Origin of the sequence: Pseudomonas sp. SAS7 (assembly GCF_052112345.1) — a bacterium.
GTDB classification, from domain to species: Bacteria; Pseudomonadota; Gammaproteobacteria; order Pseudomonadales; family Pseudomonadaceae; genus Aquipseudomonas; species Aquipseudomonas putida_Q.
Genome location: NZ_JBEGGO010000001.1, coordinates 580,115 through 598,546 on the forward strand (window position 1 = coordinate 580,115; position 18,432 = coordinate 598,546).

Annotated in this window: 16 protein-coding genes; 9 read left to right on the forward strand and 7 right to left on the reverse strand. The window is 62.4% G+C overall.

Annotated elements, in window-relative coordinates:
* The first annotated feature begins 31 nt into the window (after nucleotides 1-31).
* The 4 genes from ABI582_RS02550 to ABI582_RS02565 all read left to right on the forward strand — a co-directional run bounded on the left by ABI582_RS02550 (nucleotide 32) and on the right by ABI582_RS02565 (nucleotide 2,837).
* A complete protein-coding gene (locus tag ABI582_RS02550) occupies nucleotides 32-727 on the forward strand; it encodes a sel1 repeat family protein (protein ID WP_442118313.1) in 696 nt (231 codons plus the stop codon).
* A 264-nt stretch (nucleotides 728-991) separates the two neighbouring features.
* Nucleotides 992-1,684 (forward strand): AzlC family ABC transporter permease, encoded by a 693-nt coding sequence (locus ABI582_RS02555; protein WP_049275400.1) that lies wholly within the window; start codon nucleotides 992-994, stop codon nucleotides 1,682-1,684.
* Nucleotides 1,681-1,995 (forward strand): AzlD domain-containing protein, encoded by a 315-nt coding sequence (locus ABI582_RS02560; protein WP_010953340.1) that lies wholly within the window; start codon nucleotides 1,681-1,683, stop codon nucleotides 1,993-1,995. Before ABI582_RS02555 ends, ABI582_RS02560 begins: the two co-directional genes overlap by 4 nt.
* Nucleotides 1,992-2,837, forward strand: coding sequence for an AraC family ligand binding domain-containing protein (locus ABI582_RS02565; protein ID WP_442118314.1), 846 nt, complete (start codon nucleotides 1,992-1,994; stop codon nucleotides 2,835-2,837). The genes ABI582_RS02560 and ABI582_RS02565 overlap by 4 nt, the downstream gene beginning before the upstream one ends.
* Before the next feature lie 46 nt (nucleotides 2,838-2,883).
* Here the strand turns inward: ABI582_RS02565 and ABI582_RS02570 are convergent, their stop codons facing one another.
* Nucleotides 2,884-4,101 (reverse strand): MFS transporter, encoded by a 1,218-nt coding sequence (locus ABI582_RS02570; protein WP_442118315.1) that lies wholly within the window; start codon nucleotides 4,099-4,101, stop codon nucleotides 2,884-2,886.
* 400 nt (nucleotides 4,102-4,501) lie between these two features.
* Between ABI582_RS02570 and ABI582_RS02575 the strand changes: the two genes are divergently transcribed.
* A complete protein-coding gene (locus ABI582_RS02575; RefSeq protein ID WP_016500485.1) occupies nucleotides 4,502-4,729 on the forward strand; it encodes a hypothetical protein in 228 nt (75 codons plus the stop codon).
* 50 nt (nucleotides 4,730-4,779) lie between these two features.
* On the opposite strand, the gene ABI582_RS02580 is transcribed toward ABI582_RS02575, so the two are convergent.
* From ABI582_RS02580 to ABI582_RS02600, 5 genes are all read right to left on the reverse strand, one after another.
* On the reverse strand, nucleotides 4,780-5,262 hold the full coding sequence (locus ABI582_RS02580) for a copper chaperone PCu(A)C (RefSeq protein ID WP_403004388.1): 483 nt from the start codon (nucleotides 5,260-5,262) through the stop codon (nucleotides 4,780-4,782).
* Entirely contained in the window at nucleotides 5,263-5,871 is a 609-nt protein-coding gene (locus tag ABI582_RS02585; RefSeq protein WP_016500487.1) for an SCO family protein, read from the reverse strand.
* Between the two features lie 219 nt (nucleotides 5,872-6,090).
* The gene (gene nfuA, locus ABI582_RS02590; RefSeq protein WP_016500488.1) at nucleotides 6,091-6,675 is read right to left on the reverse strand and encodes a Fe-S biogenesis protein NfuA; all 585 of its coding nucleotides are present in this window, start codon (nucleotides 6,673-6,675) and stop codon (nucleotides 6,091-6,093) included.
* 58 nt (nucleotides 6,676-6,733) lie between these two features.
* Entirely contained in the window at nucleotides 6,734-7,768 is a 1,035-nt protein-coding gene (locus ABI582_RS02595) for an acyltransferase family protein (protein WP_442118316.1), read from the reverse strand.
* A 172-nt stretch (nucleotides 7,769-7,940) separates the two neighbouring features.
* Nucleotides 7,941-10,241, reverse strand: coding sequence for a fatty acid cis/trans isomerase (locus tag ABI582_RS02600; protein WP_442118317.1), 2,301 nt, complete (start codon nucleotides 10,239-10,241; stop codon nucleotides 7,941-7,943).
* A 175-nt stretch (nucleotides 10,242-10,416) separates the two neighbouring features.
* Between ABI582_RS02600 and metH the strand changes: the two genes are divergently transcribed.
* Nucleotides 10,417-14,124 (forward strand): methionine synthase, encoded by a 3,708-nt coding sequence (gene metH, locus ABI582_RS02605; protein ID WP_442118318.1) that lies wholly within the window; start codon nucleotides 10,417-10,419, stop codon nucleotides 14,122-14,124.
* 76 nt (nucleotides 14,125-14,200) lie between these two features.
* A complete protein-coding gene (locus ABI582_RS02610) occupies nucleotides 14,201-14,416 on the forward strand; it encodes a DUF2970 domain-containing protein (RefSeq protein WP_016500492.1) in 216 nt (71 codons plus the stop codon).
* A 375-nt stretch (nucleotides 14,417-14,791) separates the two neighbouring features.
* Here the strand turns inward: ABI582_RS02610 and ABI582_RS02615 are convergent, their stop codons facing one another.
* Nucleotides 14,792-15,868 (reverse strand): ABC transporter substrate-binding protein, encoded by a 1,077-nt coding sequence (locus ABI582_RS02615; RefSeq protein ID WP_442118319.1) that lies wholly within the window; start codon nucleotides 15,866-15,868, stop codon nucleotides 14,792-14,794.
* 213 nt (nucleotides 15,869-16,081) lie between these two features.
* Between ABI582_RS02615 and ABI582_RS02620 the strand changes: the two genes are divergently transcribed.
* A complete protein-coding gene (locus ABI582_RS02620) occupies nucleotides 16,082-17,734 on the forward strand; it encodes a nitrite/sulfite reductase (protein WP_197899541.1) in 1,653 nt (550 codons plus the stop codon).
* Nucleotides 17,718-18,212, forward strand: coding sequence for a DUF934 domain-containing protein (locus ABI582_RS02625; RefSeq protein WP_016485947.1), 495 nt, complete (start codon nucleotides 17,718-17,720; stop codon nucleotides 18,210-18,212). The genes ABI582_RS02620 and ABI582_RS02625 overlap by 17 nt, the downstream gene beginning before the upstream one ends.
* Nucleotides 18,213-18,432: the final 220 nt, after the last annotated feature.

Consider the following 18,432-nt stretch of genomic DNA (forward strand, 5'->3'; position numbering starts at 1 on the left):
ATCCTTGCCTGGCCGCCCACGGGGCTTGCCTGTGAGCCGCACGCGACGCCTGCCCCCGCTGTTGGCCGCCCTGATGCCGCTGGCTGCGCACGCGCTGGAGGTGCGCATCGACCCTCACGCCGACCTGCTCTATCGCCAAGCCTTGCCGCTGCTGGAGCAGGCCGATAACCAGGGCGACGATACCAGTACCCTGCGCACCGCCTTGGGTGGCGACCCCGAGCTCAGCCGCCAGGGCCAGGCCATGGCCCATACGCTGCCGACAGCGGTTGCCCTGCTGAAAAAGTCGGTAGAGCTGGGCCATCCGGTCGCGCAGTACCGCCTGGCGCTGTACTACATGACTTACCTGCCCGCCGCGCAAATTCCGGATGCCGCCTGCCCGTTGCTCGAAGCCAGTCTCAAGCAGGGGTTTGCCGCACCCGCGCCCGCGATCGCGACCTGGTGCCGGCCCTACAATGCCAGCAGCGAGTACCGTGCGGCGCTGGAGGCCATCCCCAGCATGGCCACCGTGTACGCCCCCTACTACCCGCAACCGGCCACCCGCCTGGCCTGCAGCCGCAGCCGGCCAGAAGGCTTGCAAATGTTGTGGGGGCGCCAGCGCGATTACCAGGCAGAGGTGTACCGCCTGCTCGGCGACCTGGACCCATCGCAGCGCCTGAGCCTGCTGCAGAAAGCCGTGGACATCAACGGCTGCGTGACGGCGCAACAACACCTGACTCGCCACCCGTGATTCTCTGCCAGATGCGGTCCCTGTTGGGCAACTGTCTCACTCAAACTTTGGATTCCGCGCGATCACTGTAGGAGCAGCCTTGTGCTGCGAAGAGGCCGGTAAGGCTAAAGACTGTTTTCGGCTGCAATGACCTCTTCGCAGCACAAGGCTGCTCCTACAGGGCTTGTGTTTGCCTTGAAATCAAACCCGATCAGCAAGATCGTTCAAGCCATCCCCTGCCCTGTCTGGCATGCTGATCTGCCTCGTACACGCATTGCAGCCATCATGCCCCACATCGCTCGCCAAGCCTTCCTCCACGGCGCCATCGCCATCATGCCGTTGTCCCTGGCCGTCGCCCCATGGGGGCTGCTGGCCGGCTCCATGGCCATCGAGGCCAACCTCAGTGCCTGGCAGGGGCAAGGGCTATCGGCCATCGTCTTCGCCGGTGCCGCGCAACTGGTCGCCATTGGCATGCTCAAGGGGGGCGCCAACCTGGCGTCGATCCTGCTCACCACCCTGCTGCTGACCTCGCAGCACCTGCTGTATGGCCTGTCGATGCGCCCGGTGCTGTCCAGCCAGCCATTGCGCTGGCGGCTGGGCCTGGGCTTTCTGCTGACCGACGAGTTCTTCGCGTTGACCAGCAAGTACGACCAGCAGCAATTCAATCGCTGGTATGCCCTGGGGGTAGGCCTGACGTTCTACGTCGCCTGGAACCTGTTTACCCTGGCCGGCATCCTGCTGGGCCAGAACATCCCCCACCTCGATCAACTCGGCCTGGACTTTTCCATCGTCGCCACCTTCGTCGCCCTGATCGCGCCGCTGGTGCGCAACCTGGCTACCGTGGTGTGCGTAGCCGTGTCGCTGTTCTGCTCGGTGCTGTTCAGCTACTGGCATTGGGAGGCCGCCTTGGTGGCCGCAGGCCTGCTGGGCATGAGCGCCGGGTTCATCTGCCAGAAATTTGCCGGAGCCCGCGCATGACCTGGATCCTGATTTTCGCCATGGGCGCCATTGTGTTCCTCAACCGCTACGCGTTCCTTGAGCCACGCCTGCCCCTGCGCCTTAGCTCCAATGCCCGGCAGTTTCTCGGCTTTGCCGTGCCCGGTATGCTCACCGCCATCTGCGGCCCGATCATCTTCATGCCCGACCACCAGCTCAACCTGAGCCTGCTCAACCCCTACCTGCTCGGTTCACTGGTGGCCATCGCCCTGGTGCTGTTGACCCGCAGCGTGTTGCTGAGCATGCTGGTGAGCATGTTGATCTTCTTCCTTCTGCGCAGCTGGCTGGCATGACCACGCCCCTGCGCGAGCAGACACACCTCTGGCAGGCGCCGGCCCTGGGCGACGTCGAGATGCTGCACGCGCGTTACTTCCAGCAGCGCTTCGCCCCGCATGTGCACGAAGGCTACGTGTTCACGGTGATCGAATCCGGCGCCCAGCGCTTCTGGCACCGCGGCAGCGAGCACCTGGCGCCGGTCGGCAGCATGGTGCTGATCAACCCCGACGAGCTGCATACCGGCGCCACCGCCCATGAGGCGGGCTGGCGCTATCGCGGCTTCTACCCCGAGCACGAGCGGGTCACCGGTGTACTGGACGAACTGGAACTGGGCCGCCACGGCATGCCCAGCTTCAAGGACAGCGTGATCCACGACCCGGCCCTGGCCATCGCCTTCAGCCAGTTGCATCAGTTGTCCGAAACCGGCGCAAGCGCCTTGCAGCAACAGACCGCCTGGCGCCAGGCGGTGCTGGCCCTGGTTCAACGCCACGGGCAATGCGCCGAACCCTCGGCACCAGGCCACGAACCACTGGCCGTGGCCCGCGCCCGCGAACTGCTGGAAAGCCAATTGGCCGACCCACCCTCGCTCGAAGCGCTTGCGGCGGCCGTCAACCTGTCACCCTTCCACTTCGCCCGGGTGTTCCGCCAGGCCACCGGCCTGCCGCCGCACGCCTGGCTGAAGCAGCGGCGCCTGGCCCGCGCCCGGGAAATGCTGAAAAGCGGCCTTGCCGCTTCGGAGGTGGCGTTCGACCTTGGTTTTGCTGACCAGAGCCATTTGAGCCGGCAGTTCAAGCAAGCCTACGGGGTGACGCCAGGGGCGTATCGGCAGGCATGCGCTCAATCTGTATTCCCTGCCTGAAGCCCGCAACACAAGCTGGCCCCATGTGCCAACACAGCGCGTCGGGCTATCCACGACTGTCGCCATCCGGGGAATGTTCTTTCAGGTTCCAGCGCACTGGCGCGATGAACAGCATGAACGTCATCCAGATTAAGGTTGCCGGCCCCGCAAGCACAAAGACCAGGCTGGCAATCAGCCCTGAAACGGCGTCACCAATGACGGCAGTGAAGTAGTAGAGGGAAAAATTTCTGCCAACTTCATGCTCGCTCGACAAACACTGGATGTTGGTCACGATAGCGATATCGACAAATGCACCAATGAAGCCGACCAGGAACAACATCAACAGGAACAGCCAGCTGTTGAATTGCAGTGCCACGGCTGCAGCAAAAAACAGTGCACCGTACAGCACCCAGTAACGCACTACCAATTGTGCAGTGGTGCGCGGGTTGAAGCGTGTGTAGAGCACGCCACCCAACACAGTGCCTGCCGCAAGCAGTGAGAATACGTAGCCCACCGCCGCTTCAGAGGCGAAGTGTTCCAGCACTGACGCAGGAAGGATGAAGCGAATCACCGAGGTGGCGAACATCGCACAGAGCGTGGTGCACCCAATGACAGCAAACAAAGGCGCATTGCTGACCCTTAGCTGACTGACACTGCGCGCCGCATCCCGGACTATGGCGCGCCCATCGAATGCCTGCCGGGCGCCCTGCCTGGCAGGCCCCAGGGTAGCGATGGAAATGGCTGACAATATCAGGCACCCCGCAAAAAACAAAAAGGTTGCTTCGCGAGTTAGCAGTAACACACATGCCGAAAACACCAGTGGCCCGATAATCGAGGCAGCATCCTCGATCACCTGGATACCGCTGTTGACCGAGGCCAGCTGGTCCTTTTCGACAAGGTCCGGAAAGTACGCGCGAAACGCAGGCACATAAAGGCATTCGAGCGCCGTCATCAGCATCGCAAGGCCGACCAGGACGGGCAACACGGGCGAGGACAAGCTGAACAAGGTAAAGAAGGCAAGTGCCAGCAGGGCTTTGGCCGCCTCGACTGCAAATAGTGTTCGTTTCTTGTCTGCGTTATCCGCCAGCCAGCCCCCCAAGGGTGAAAACACCATGCTCGGCAAGTAGCGGAAGAAATAGGCGATGCCAATCAAAAGCAGATCCGCCTCGGTCATGGACACGATTGCCACGGCAAACGCAGCTTCGAAGGCAAATTCACCACATTTGGAAAAGCAATAGCCCAACGCCAGAGAACGTGTTCCGGGGTTACGACTCAACGCCTGCATAATGGCTGTGTTCCTGAGCCCGCGGTTTAGGTCGGCTGAATTTAGAGTTCATCCACCACCGGGCTCAACGCTAAAGTTGTAACCATAGCGGGCACGGCCAGCGCAGAAAGAATCAGGCTGAGAATATGCCTACACGCTTCAACCGATGCCGAAGGCGAGCCCGGGTCTGCAAAACTGCATGACAGAGCTATGCAGCACAGCTGATCAAGCAGTTAAGGTTGATACCCCATGCCGCTTAGGGGCATCGGTTTAAACACTGTGTTTATTCGCTCAAAACAGTAACTCGGTGTTACTTGGGCAATGGAGCGTTCACTTTCGCCTCTTCGGCAACTCCTGCAGAGGCAACGGGAGCCGCGCCAACCCTCTGCTACACTGTCAAGGCTGAATGGAGGATCCTGCCATGTCCGAAAGAGAGCTCACCACCCTCCTGTCGCTGATGAACCAGCGCCAGGCCTGCCTGAACAGTGCCTGCAAGGAGATTGCCGACTGGATCGACCGGCAGGGCGATGTGCCCGCCGCCGGCAAGATCCGCGCCAGCCTGAAGGCACTGGAGGCCGATGAGGCCCAGGTTCGAAAGACCCTTACGTCGCTGACGCTCGACAGGCCGCTGCCGCGCTTTCGTAGCTGAAAGGCGCCGCTGAAAAAGAAAAGGGCCGCTAAGCGCGGCCCTTTGGTCTGTCAGTGCTTCATGTGCATGTGGTCATGCCCACCGCCGGCCTCGGCGTTGAGCGGGCGCACTTCTGCCTGCACATCCAGTGTTTCCTTGGCCCCTTTTGCATCTTCGATGGTAAGGGTCAGCGGCACTTTATCGCCTTCCTTCACCTGATCGTTCAGGCCCATCAGCATCACATGCAGGCCATTGGGGTCCAGGGTCACGGCCTTGCCGGCCGGCAACTCGACAGCCTTCACCTCACGCATGCCCATCACCTCGCCGTTCATGGTCATCTCGTGCACTTGCACGGTCTTGGCCACGGGCGAAGCCACGCTCACCAGCTTGCTGTCGCTGCTGGCGGTCAGGGTCATGAAGGCACCGGTGGACTGCTGGTGCGGCACGCTGGCACGGACCCAGGCATCGCTCACGGTAGTCTGGGCCAGGGCCGGCAGGGCCAGACCCATCAGTGCCAGGGCAGCCAGGCCGCGTTTGATCGGTTGCATCGACATTCAGCAGATCTCCATCAGGGTGACCAGGTCTTCGGCGCATTCCTTGGCATTCAGGGAATGGCCCAGGCTCAGGCGCAGGGTGCCACGCGTATCGTAGACGTAGCTGGTGGACGAGTGAGAAATGGTATAGGTGTCACCGGCCGGGACCTTCTCGTAGAACACCTTGAACTCCTTGGCCACTTCCGCGATTTCTTCGGGGGTGCCAGTGAGTGCAGTGAACGACGGGTCGAAGGCCTTGACGTAGGCATCGAGCACTTCGGGGGTGTCGCGCTCCGGGTCCAGGGTGATGAATACCACCTGGAACAGGTCGCGGTCACGACCGCGCAGCAGTTTGCGGATTTGTGCCGCGCGCGCCAGGGTGGTCGGGCAAACCGCCGGGCACTGGGTGAACCCGAAGAAGATCATCGGCATGCTGCCGTAGAAGCTCGACAGGGTGCGCACATTGCCTTGCGGGTCCTTGAGGCGGAACTTGCGCCCAAGGATCTCGTTGCTCATGTTCTTGCCGTACTTGAACTCGAGCCCGCGGGCCGGGCTGCAGCCTGCCAGCAGGCCAAGCCCGAGAACGCCCATCCCGGCGACAACCGCGCGCCGGGTAAATAGATCATTCATGAAACCATCCTTTACAGGGAAGGTGCCGGCCCTCGGGACGGGCCGGCTGAAAAACCGGGGCATTCTTGCATGACACCCAAAGCGGTTCTACCCGACGAACGCGGGTATGGCCTGCAGCCCTTTGAATACGGGCTGCGGCCTGTTGTCGCAGGGGTTGAAACCGTAACAGTTTGTTGCTAAGAGAGCCGCCCTTACACAAGCCATGCAAGCGCGTCAGCCTTAGTAGTAGGCGTTCTCTTTCTGGGTGTGGTCAGTCACGTCACGCACGCCCTTCAGCTCCGGAATACGCTCGAGCAAAGTGCGCTCGATGCCTTCCTTCAGGGTGACGTCGGCCTGGCCACAACCCTGGCAACCACCACCGAACTGCAGCACGGCGATGCCGTCGTCGACCACGTCCACCAGGCTTACCTGGCCACCGTGGCTGGCCAGCCCGGGGTTGATCTCGGTCTGCAGGTAGTAGTTGATACGCTCGTTGATCGGGCTGTCTTCGTTGACCATCGGCACCTTGGCGTTCGGTGCCTTGATGGTCAGCTGGCCACCCATGCGGTCGGTGGCGTAGTCGACCAGTGCGTCTTCCAGGAACGGCACGCTGACTGCGTCCAGGTAAGCGGTGAAGCTCTTCAGACCCACGGCGGTGTCGTCAGGCTTCTCTTCGCCCGGCTTGCAATAGGCAATGCACGTCTCTGCGTACTGGGTGCCCGGCTGGGTGATGAAAATTCGAATGCCGATGCCAGGCGTGTTCTGCTTGGAGAGCAGATCGGCCAGGTAGTCATGGGCGGCGTCGGTAATGGTTATATCGCTCATGTAGGTTCCTCACAGACTTGCCGCCAAGTGTACGCCAACCGGCTCCTCGAACAAAGTCCTAGCATTTGACTCGGGAAAGCGCATATTCCGCGGCCTGCCCCCGTGGCGCCGCCAGCCAAGCCTGCATGCGCCGGTACAGGCCGCGCTCCAGCCACTGGTAGCTGAACCACGACATTAGTCCAATGGACGGCACGCACAGGGCGAACACCAGGTAGGGGTTCAAATGCAGCCGCTGGCTGGCGAACCAGCCGGCGTACAGCACCAGCACATGGACCAGGTACACCGAATACGAACAGTCGCCCAAGGCCTTGAGCAGCCGGTTACCCTGGAAGACCGGTTCCAGGGCGATGAAGGCCAGCACGATCATCGCACTCGGCACGCCCCAGTGCAGCAAGCGCTGGGACGCATCCAAGTGATAGATGGCCAGGCCCGCCACCCCCAGCAACACCAGCGGCAGCCAACGCCCCTGGCGGATCAGGTCACGGCGGTACAACACACCCAGGCCGATGCCGAGCAGGAACTCGTAGATGATGTCGTTGTTATAGAAGCGGCTGAGCACGCCTATGCGCCCCAGCACCTCGCTGACCAGTAACAGGGCAAGCGTAACCAACAGCAAGTGATGCCGCTGGCGTACCAGGAAGGCCAGGCCGAACAGCAGGTAGAAGAACATCTCGAAGTTCAGCGTCCAGCCCACGTTCAGGGTCGGGTACAGGCCATAGCCACCGGGGTTTTCCGCCGGGATGAACAGCATCGACAGGAGCAGGTGATGCCAGGCGAATTCCTGATGTGGCATCCATTGGCTGAAGGCCAGCAGCAAAGCGGCCATCAACGCGGTGTAAAACCAGTAGGCAGGGACGATACGCAGCACCCGGTTGAGCAGGAACTGACGCGGTTCGATGGTTTTGTCGCGGGTCGACAGGTAGATGACCAACCCGCTGATGACGAAGAAGATGTCGACCCCCACGGCGCCACGGTCAGTAAGCAGTTGGCCGATGGGGCCGGTGGCGTGGAAGTCGAAGAAGATCTGCATGAAGTGGTGGCACACCACCACCCAGGCGGCGAACGCCCGCAGTGCCTGAAGCGAATACAACATGAAATACCCTGCGCTTGCCGGTGTATTGAGGCCTTCGGGCGCGCTTTACGCTCCATCGCCGGCAAGCCAGCTCCCACAGGGACCGCGCTCACCGGCAATCGGGCTGCATAGCAGCCCCCGGACCACCCACCATTTCCGACCGCAGGGTGCTCGGAAAGGTCAGCCTAGCCGATCAGAGGTTCTCATAGCGGTTCATGTCCAGCACACCCGACTCCACCGGCGTGGTCTCCTTGATGAAGCTGTTCAGGTCATGGAAGTAGCGCCAGAACTCAGGGTGACTGCGGCGCACGCCCCAGCGCATGACGATGCGCTCGAACCTGGCTGCATCGTCCTTCGCATACTCCATGTCCTCGACAAACTCCGCCACATCCCCGGTCGGCACATTGAAGATGAAGTTGGGGTAGCTGCTGAGCACGCCCGGGTACAGAGTCAGGGTATCCAGCCCCGGCTGGTAGCGGTACGCCTCACCCAGCAGGAACGCCACGTTGCTGTGCGCGCGGTTGCGCAGCAGGCTGTACACCTGGCGCTGGCCGCCCTGCCCTTCAATGCGCAGCATGGTCGCCTCGGGCAACTGGTTGATCACCTTCAGCCCGGCAGCCGGGCGCGACACCAGGCGGCTGAGCGACTGCTCGGCATTGCGGAACTCCTCGCTCATCTGCGGCCGTGAGCAGAAAGCGCCCAGGCAGCGGTTGATCGGGTCGGGCGCGGCATTCAGGCTACCGGTGCGCTGCAGCAGCTTCAGGCCAAAGTCGCGCTTGGGGTCGCGTGGGTCGAGCTTGATGCCGCTCGGGGTGTCGCTGTCGATGTCTTCATAATCCATCCACATCTTCACCTTGCCGCTGTTCTGGTACCAGTCGCTGAGAATCGCCTGGCGATGGTCGGCCGGCATCAGGCGCAGGAAGTTGACCTCGGCGCCATTGCGGATCAGGTCGAAGTACAGGCGCGTCTGCAACTGGTGCGAAACGTTGCCGAACACGTCGAAGTTTACCGCCAGCTGGTAATAGGTGCGTTCCAGCAGCGGGTAGTCGAACAGCCACACGGTCTGCGGCACATCACCGATCAGGCCCTTGCTGACCGAAGCGCTGTCGAAGTGGCGGAAGATGCTCAGCAGCGCGTTGTCGTTACCGGCCCACAAGGTCGACCAGCCCGGCGCCGGCATGTCGGCATAGGCGTCGCGGCGCAGCTTTTCATACGCGTTGCGCTTGTCGCGGTAGGCGTGCCACAGGCTCAGCACACTGCCCACGTCATCGATCTGCCCAGGCATGGCCAGCAGCGGCGTGGCCTCGCCACGGTACTTGGCGTCGGTGATGTAGCGGTCGAAGGCCGGCTCCTGGAACAATGCCCAGAAGTTGTCGCGGATCACGTCGGTAGCGATCTGCCCGCGGCACACCGGGCCACGGATGAACGTGCGCACGAAGTACTCGGCGTTATCCAGCATGAACTGATAGCGCGCCACTGCCGGGATGGCCTCGAAGGTTTCGAACGGGTTGGCCCGGTGACGCGGGCCGTAGCCTGGCAGCGCGGCGGCATGCCAGTCGCCGGCGTAGAACAGCTGCTTCACCCGCTTGAGCTTCTGCGGACCCATCGGGTAGGTGATGTGCGTCTTGTGCACGATCACGCCCTGCACCGGGATCAGGCGGTAATAGAAGTCTGTGCCAGGTGGGTCGTTGGGGCGACGCGTGGCAATGATGTCGGCCGGCTGGCCGCTGGGCGTGCGTGAACGCACCCACTGGAAGAAGTGGCCCTGCTCGCCGCCAACGAAGTAGATGTGCGCCAGGAACAGATGCTCGTAAAGCCAGCGGCCGACCAGCGCCTCGGTGGAACCCGGGCGGTTGAGCAGCTCTTCCCAGTCGGCGATCTGCCTGGCTTCGGTATCACTGGGCTTGATCGGTTGGTACTCCACCGGCGCCCCGGCCGCCAGCCAGCGGCGCATGGTGTCGTATTCCTTGTCGGTCAGCCCGGTCACCGCCAGCGGCATGCCCTCCTTGGGGTGCGCACCGGCATAGGCGTCGAACTCATGAGGCAACGGGCACATGTTGTTGCGGCTCAGGCCCAGGACGATTTCCTCGGGCAGCTTGGCGTTGGGCGTGAGCGGGGTCTTGTGCCCCAACTCCAGCATGCGCGCCATCAGCGCGGCCTGGCTGCCCTGGTTGTCGAGCACCGAGTAGAAGCCTTTCTTGCGCCATTGCTCTTCGCTGTGGGCGTCGTAGAACAGCCGCGTGGTGGGCACCGCCTTGCTGCGGTCGCCCTCGTAGACCGGGACCTTGCTGGCCCCGCGTACCGCACCTTCCGGGCTTTCCAGCTTCAGCTGGCAGGCGGCGTCGTTGCAGGCATGGCAGGCCACGCATTTCTCGGTGAAGATCGGCTGAATGTCCCGGGTGTAGGAAATAGCCGGGCTCGACTGGGGGGCTTGCCCGAACACCGCGCCGCTGATGAGCAGGGCGAAGGCGCCGGCAAGGATACGATGCACCATGTGCGAAAAGTCCTGATTCTAAAAAGCTATCACGATTGTTGCCTGGTCGTGCCGGGTGCTGTTAACCGTGCCAGTAACATGAGCGGTTTTCATGCAAATGGGCGATGCGCCTAAGAACCGCGCAACTTTGATATGATTCCGCACCTTCTGATATTTGCCCGACCAGGTAGTTCCTATGTCCGACCGCAGCGCTCGTCTCCAAGCACTCCAGAACGCACTCAAAGAGCGCATCCTGATCCTCGACGGCGGCATGGGTACTATGATCCAAAGCTACCGTCTCGAGGAACACGACTATCGTGGCACGCGCTTCGCCGATTGGCCAAGCGATGTGAAAGGTAACAACGATCTGTTGCTGCTCAGCCGCCCGGACGTGATTGCTGCCATCGAGAAAGCCTACCTCGATGCCGGGGCGGATATCCTTGAAACCAACACCTTCAATGCCACGCAGATTTCCCAGGCCGACTACGGCATGGAATCGCTGGTCTATGAGCTGAACGTGGAAGGCGCGCGCATTGCCCGCCAGGTAGCCGATGCCAAGACCCTGGAAACGCCCGACAAGCCGCGCTTCGTCGCAGGCGTGCTCGGCCCTACCAGCCGCACCTGCTCGATTTCCCCGGACGTCAACGACCCCGGCTACCGCAACGTCACATTCGATGAGCTGGTAGAGAACTACATCGAGGCCACTCGTGGCCTGATCGAGGGCGGCGCCGACCTGATCCTGATCGAAACCATCTTCGACACCCTCAACGCCAAGGCGGCCATTTTTGCCGTGCAGCAGGTGTTCGAAGAGGACGCTGTCGAACTGCCGATCATGATCTCCGGCACCATCACCGACGCCTCCGGCCGTACCCTGTCGGGCCAGACCACCGAAGCGTTCTGGAACTCGGTGCGCCACGCCAAGCCGATTTCCGTGGGCCTGAACTGCGCCCTCGGCGCCAAGGACCTGCGCCCGTACCTGGAAGAGCTGTCGACCAAGGCCGACACCCACGTTTCCGCCCACCCCAACGCCGGCCTGCCGAACGCCTTCGGTGAGTACGACGAGACCCCGGCCGAAATGGCGGCGGTGGTCGAGGAATTCGCTGCCAGCGGTTTCCTCAATATCATCGGTGGTTGCTGCGGTACCACCCCGGGCCACATCCAGGCCATTGCCGAAGCGGTGGCCAAATACAAGCCACGCGAGATCCCGGAGATTGCCAAAGCCTGTCGCCTGTCGGGCCTGGAACCGTTCACCATCGATCGCCAGTCGCTGTTCGTCAACGTCGGCGAGCGCACCAACATCACCGGTTCCGCAAAGTTCGCCCGGCTGATCCGTGAAGAGAACTACACCGAAGCCCTGGAAGTCGCCCTGCAGCAGGTCGAGGCCGGCGCCCAGGTGATCGACATCAACATGGACGAAGGGATGCTCGATTCCCAGGCTGCCATGGTCCGTTTCCTCAACATGATCGCTGGCGAGCCGGACATTTCCCGCGTGCCGATCATGATCGACTCCTCCAAATGGGAAGTGATCGAAGCCGGCCTGAAGTGCATTCAGGGCAAAGGCATCGTCAACTCCATTTCCATGAAAGAAGGCGTCGAGCAGTTCAAGCACCACGCCCGCCTGTGCAAGCGGTACGGCGCCGCCGTGGTGGTAATGGCCTTCGACGAGGTCGGCCAGGCCGACACCGCCGCACGCAAGAAGGAAATCTGCAAGCGCAGCTACGACATTCTGGTCAACGAAGTAGGCTTCCCGCCGGAAGACATCATCTTCGACCCGAACATCTTCGCCGTTGCCACCGGCATCGAAGAGCACAACAACTACGCCGTCGACTTCATCGAGGCCTGTGCCTATATCCGTGACCACCTGCCCCATGCGCTGACCTCGGGCGGTGTGTCCAACGTGTCGTTCTCGTTCCGTGGCAACAACCCGGTGCGCGAGGCGATCCACTCGGTGTTCCTGTTCCACGCCATCCGCAACGGCCTGACCATGGGTATCGTCAACGCCGGCCAGCTGGAGATCTACGACGAAATTCCGGCCCAGCTGCGTGAAAAGGTCGAGGACGTGGTGCTCAACCGCACCCCGGAAGGCACCGATGCCCTGCTGGCCATTGCCGACGACTACAAAGGCGGCGGCGCCACCAAGGAAGTCGAAAACGAAGCCTGGCGTTCGCTGCCGGTCGGCAAGCGCCTGGAACACGCACTGGTCAAAGGCATCACCGCGCACATCGTCGAGGACACCGAGGAGTGCCGCCAGCAGTGCGCACGCCCCATCGAGGTCATCGAAGGCCCGCTGATGAGCGGCATGAACGTGGTGGGCGACCTGTTCGGTGCAGGCAAGATGTTCCTGCCCCAGGTGGTCAAGTCGGCCCGTGTGATGAAGCAGGCGGTGGCGCACCTCATTCCGTTCATCGAAGCCGAAAAAGGCGACAAGCCAGAGGCCAAGGGCAAGATCCTGATGGCCACGGTAAAAGGTGACGTGCACGACATCGGCAAGAACATCGTCGGCGTGGTACTGGGCTGCAACGGTTACGACATCGTCGACCTCGGGGTGATGGTGCCTGCCGAGAAAATCCTGCAAACCGCCCGCGACGAGAAGTGCGACATCATCGGGTTGTCTGGCCTGATCACCCCGTCGCTGGACGAGATGGTCCATGTTGCCCGCGAAATGCAGCGCCAGGGCTTCGAACTGCCCCTGATGATCGGCGGCGCCACCACCTCCAAGGCGCACACCGCAGTCAAGATCGAACCGAAGTACAGCAACGACGCAGTCATCTACGTCACCGACGCCTCGCGTGCGGTCGGCGTGGCCACGCAGTTGCTGTCCAAGGACCTCAAGCCGGGCTTCGTCGAGAAAACCCGACTGGAATACGTGGATGTGCGCGAGCGCACCGCCAACCGCAGTGCCCGCACCGAGCGCCTGAGCTACGCCCAGGCCATCGCCGCCAAGCCGCAGTACGACTGGGCCAGCTACCAGCCAGCAGTGCCCTCCTTCACCGGGGTCAAGGTGCTGGAAGACATCGACCTGCGCACCCTGGCCGAATACATCGACTGGACCCCGTTCTTCATCTCCTGGGACCTGGCTGGCAAGTTCCCGCGCATCCTCACCGACGAAGTGGTTGGCGAAGCTGCCACCTCGCTGTACAAGGACGCCCGCGAGATGCTCGACAAGCTGATCGACGAGAAGCTGATCAGCGCCCGCGCGGTGTTCGGCTTCTGGCCGGCCAACCAGGTGGCCGATGACGACATCGAGGTGTATGGCGAAGATGGCCAGGCGTTGGCCACCCTGCACCACCTGCGCCAGCAGACCATCAAGCCGGACGGCAAGCCCAACTGGTCGCTGGCCGACTTTGTCGCGCCAAAAGCCAGCGGCGTCACCGACTATGTAGGCGGGTTCATCACCACCGCCGGCATCGGTGCCGAAGAAGTGGCCAAGGCCTACCAGGACAAAGGCGACGACTACAGCTCGATCATGGTCAAGGCCCTGGCCGACCGCCTGGCCGAAGCCTGCGCCGAGTGGCTGCACGAGCAGGTGCGTAAAGAGCACTGGGGCTATGCCCGCGACGAGCACCTGGACAACGAAGCGCTGATCAAGGAGCAGTACAGCGGCATCCGCCCGGCCCCAGGCTACCCGGCCTGCCCCGACCACACCGAGAAGGAAACCCTGTTCCGCCTGCTCGACGGCACCGCCATTGGCGAAACCGGGCCGAGCGGCGTCTTCCTTACCGAGCACTTTGCGATGTTCCCGGCGGCGGCGGTCAGCGGCTGGTACTTTGCCCACCCTCAGGCGCAGTACTTTGCCGTGGGCAAGGTCGACAAGGACCAGATCGAGCGTTACAGCGCACGTAAAGGCCAGGATGTGAGCGTGAGCGAGCGCTGGCTGGCGCCGAACCTCGGTTACGACAACTAAGACTATTGGGGCCGCACAGCGGCCCCAATGGGCACCTACACTGTCCTTGATTGCCTCTGATTCTTCAGGAGCCACCATGGACGATTCCAGCCAGGGCAAACCCCCAACCTTCTGGCAGATGCTGCACAGCATCCTCGCCGCCGCCTTTGGCGTGCAAAGCGGCAAGAACCGCGCTCGCGACTTCACCCACGGCAAAGCCAGCCATTTCATTGCGCTAGGGACGCTCTTCACCCTGATATTCATCATGGTGCTGATCGGCCTGGTGCAACTGGCCCTGCACCTTACCCGCTAGCCTGTACCGGCCTCATCGCCGGCAAGCCAGCTCCCACAGGTTTTCTGCAGCCTCTGGGCCTGCGCTGCACCTGTGGGTGCTGGCTTGCCGGCGATGAGGCCGGTACAGGCAACACAAAAACGCCCGCAGGACATCCCCCGCAGGCGCTGTTGTTACATCACGGTCTAAAAGAAAGTCTACTGGTGGCTGACCCAATACACGGCAGTGACCACCACCAGGACGATCAGGCAGAGGATCGCCCAGGCATCGACGCTGCTGTCAGCTTTGCGGACCTTGGTTGAGTTTCCCATTGCATTGCCTCTTGTAGTGGTTATGGGAATGCACTTCACAACCAGCAGTTAAGACGAGCAATGCCCTTCCCTCAAGCAGGGTCTTTCAATAGTCGACCGGTGACGTCAGAAACGGGTACTGGTAGCTGGCCGGCCGCCCTTCGGCGCTGTAATGCAAAAAATCTACGCCATAGTCGGGCCGTTCCAGCAGTTTCAGCCAGCGCCTGGCCTTGGCCTGGTCGATTGCCTGCAGTACCGGGGCACTGTGCACCCGCTGGCCGTCGCGGTTCAGCGCCACACCCTGGGCATCGTCGTGCAACATCACCATGGCCCAACCGCCAAGGGTGAAATGCCCGCCCATCAGCGCGCTCAAGCGCCCGTCGATACGGGCACGCAAGGCCTCGGGCGAACTGTTGACGGCGCCGAACAGCACGTCACGCCCCGGCGTATGCCCAGCCTCCTCGAACGCCTGCATGGCGCCAAAGGCCATCTCGTCATTGGCCGACCACACCAGGCGGGTGGCCGGGTATCGCTCCAGCAATTGCTGCGCCTGCTCGTAGGCGCGCTCGCGGCTCCAGCCGCCGTATACCACCTGGCGCAGGCGGACCTGAGGGAAGTCGGCCAGGGCGCGGCGCATGCCCTGCTCGCGCAACTGCGAGGCCGGTGTGGTCTTGAGCCCGGCAAAGGCCACCAGGTCCACCGGCCCTGCGTCGCGAGGCAGTTGCGCAACCATCAGGTGCAACATCTGAAAGCCCGCCTGCTCGTCGTTGCTCATCAGGGTACCGAGTGGCTCAGGATATTTGTCGGGCTGGGCCTGGATGCTGCGGGCCTGGCTGGCGGTCAGGCCATTGTTGACCAGCAGCAGCTTGACCCCGGTGCCACGCGACAACCGCAGGATTTCCGGTGCCACATACTGCTCGTTGACCAGCACCAGGTAATCCGGCCGCTGCGCCCCACTCAGGATCGCCCTGGCCTGGGTCAGCGCCAGGTCGGCGCGGCGCTCGCTGTACTCCACGCGCAGGGACATGCCCAGTTCGTCCGCAGCGGCCTGCATGAAGCGGGTGTAGCTGGTCCAGAATGTCTCGGTGGACAACCCCGGATTGAGGAACACCACCGAGGCCGGCTGCGCATTTGCCGCCAGTGGCAGGGCAAGACACAAGCTTTGGCACAGGGCCTTGAGCATGGGGTCACATCTCTGCGAAGCAAACGCCGGATTATAACCGTCTGGCTACCGCCAGCGCACAAATGGCAGTCAGTCTCACATAGTCCATTTGGTTCTTTTCATATGCAAAAACATCACTTTAGCGCATAACCGCAACCTGATATCGTTCCACGGCTCCGTACCGGAGTGCGCGGCCGTGCGCGCGAATAGCTGCATGCCTGAGACAGGACTTTTATGTACGTATACGACGAGTACGATCAGCGGATCATCGAGGACCGCGTCAAGCAGTTCCGTGATCAGACCCGCCGCTACCTGGCCGGTGAGCTGAGCGAAGAAGAATTCCGCCCTCTGCGCCTGCAGAACGGCCTATACATCCAACGTTTCGCGCCAATGCTGCGTGTCGCCGTGCCGTACGGCCAGCTGAGCGCCCGCCAGGTCCGCACCCTGGCGAAGATCGCTCGCGACTACGACAAGGGCTACGCGCACATTTCCACCCGCCAGAACGTGCAGTACAACTGGCCGGCGCTGGAAGACATTCCGGACATTCTCGCCGAACTGGCCACCGTGCAGATGCACGCGATCCAGACCAGCGGCAACTGCCTGCGCAACACCACCACCGACCAGTTCGCCGGTGTGGCCGCAGACGAAATCATCGACCCGCGCCCGTGGTGCGAAATCGTCCGCCAGTGGACCACCTTCCACCCGGAATTCGCCTACCTGCCGCGCAAGTTCAAGATTGCCATCAACGGCTCGCAGGAAGACCGCGCTGCCATTGAAGTGCACGACATCGGCCTGGAGCCGGTGCGCAACGCTGCTGGCGAGCTGGGCTTCCGTGTACTGGTCGGCGGCGGCCTGGGCCGTACCCCGGTGGTCGGCTCGTTCATCAATGAATTCCTGCCGTGGCAGGACCTGATCAGCTACCTGGACGCCATCCTGCGCGTGTACAACCGTTACGGTCGCCGTGACAACAAGTACAAGGCGCGGATCAAGATCCTGGTCAAGGCACTGACGCCTGAAGTGTTCGCCGAGAAGGTCGAGGCCGAAATGGTCCACCTGCGCGGCGGCAGCACCACGCTGACCGAAGACGAAGTACTGCGCGTATCGCGCCATTTCGTCGACCCGGAGTACCTGGCCCTCGAAAACATCGACTACGCCGCTCAGGACGCCGAAAACCCAGGCTTTGCCCGTTGGCGCTCGCGTAACACCCGTGCCCACAAGCGCCCTGGCTACGTCGCTGTAACCCTGTCGCTGAAGCCTACCGGCGTTGCCCCGGGCGACCTCACCGACAAGCAGCTGGACGCCGTGGCCGACCTGGCCGAGCGCTACAGCTTCGGGTTCCTGCGTACCTCGCACGAGCAGAACATCATCCTCGCCGACGTCGAGCAGCGTCAGCTGCACGCGCTGTGGCTGGAACTGCGCGAAGGCGGCTTCGCCACCCCGAACATCGGCCTGCTGACCGACATCATCTGCTGCCCGGGCGGTGACTACTGCTCGCTGGCAAACGCCAAGTCGATCCCGATCGCCGAGTCCATCCAGCGCCGTTTCGACGACCTGGACTACCTGTTCGACATCGGTGAAATCGACCTGAACATCTCTGGCTGCATGAACGCCTGCGGCCACCACCATGTGGGCCACATCGGCATCCTCGGCGTGGACAAGAAGGGTGAGGAGTTCTACCAGGTGTCGCTGGGCGGCAATGCCGCGCGCGGCGCGAGCCTGGGCAAGATCCTCGGCCCGTCCTTCGCCCAGGATGCCATGGCCGATGTGATCGAGAAGCTGATCGCCGTGTACGTCGAGCAACGTACCGAGGAAGAGCGTTTCATCGACACCTACCAGCGTATCGGCATCGACCCCTTCAAGGAACGCGTCTATGCAGCGAATCATTAAGAACAACCAGATCGTCGACGAAACCTGGCACCTGCTGCCCAAGGAAACCTCGTTCGACGAGCTGACCAACTGCGACGACTACATCGTGCCGCTGCAGCTGTGGCGTGACCATGCCCACGTGCTCAAAGCCCGCGACGGCGGCCTGGGCGTGTGGCTGGACAGCGACGAAGAAGCGGAAGAAATCGGCGAAGACGTGCAGTACTTCCAGGTCATCGCACTGAACTTCCCGGCCTTCACCGACGGGCGCAGCTACTCCAATGCGCGCCTGCTGCGCGACCGCTACAAGTTCAAGGGCGAGCTGCGCGCCATCGGCGACGTACTGCGCGACCAGCTGTTCTTCATGGCCCGTTGCGGTTTCGATGCGTTCGCCATCCGTGCCGACAAGGACCCGGAAGACGCGCTGCAAAGCCTCAAGGACTTCTCGGTGACCTACCAGGCCGCCACCGACGAGCCGCTGCCGCTGTTCCGCCGCCGCTGACCGTCCCGCTCCAGCGAACAGCCCGCCTCTCGGCGGGCTTTTTCGTTCCTGGCCCCTGGCGTTGAAGGGCCTTACGACTTCGATCAAGTTAAACCTGCCGTTGCGCTCCTTCACACTCTGAACAGATGTGCCCGAAATCATTCTTGCCTGCAGTTCAAATGACTTTGACGCAGCAGCCGCTTATTCGCTGCCTTCTGAACCGGCACACTGGCCGCTACAT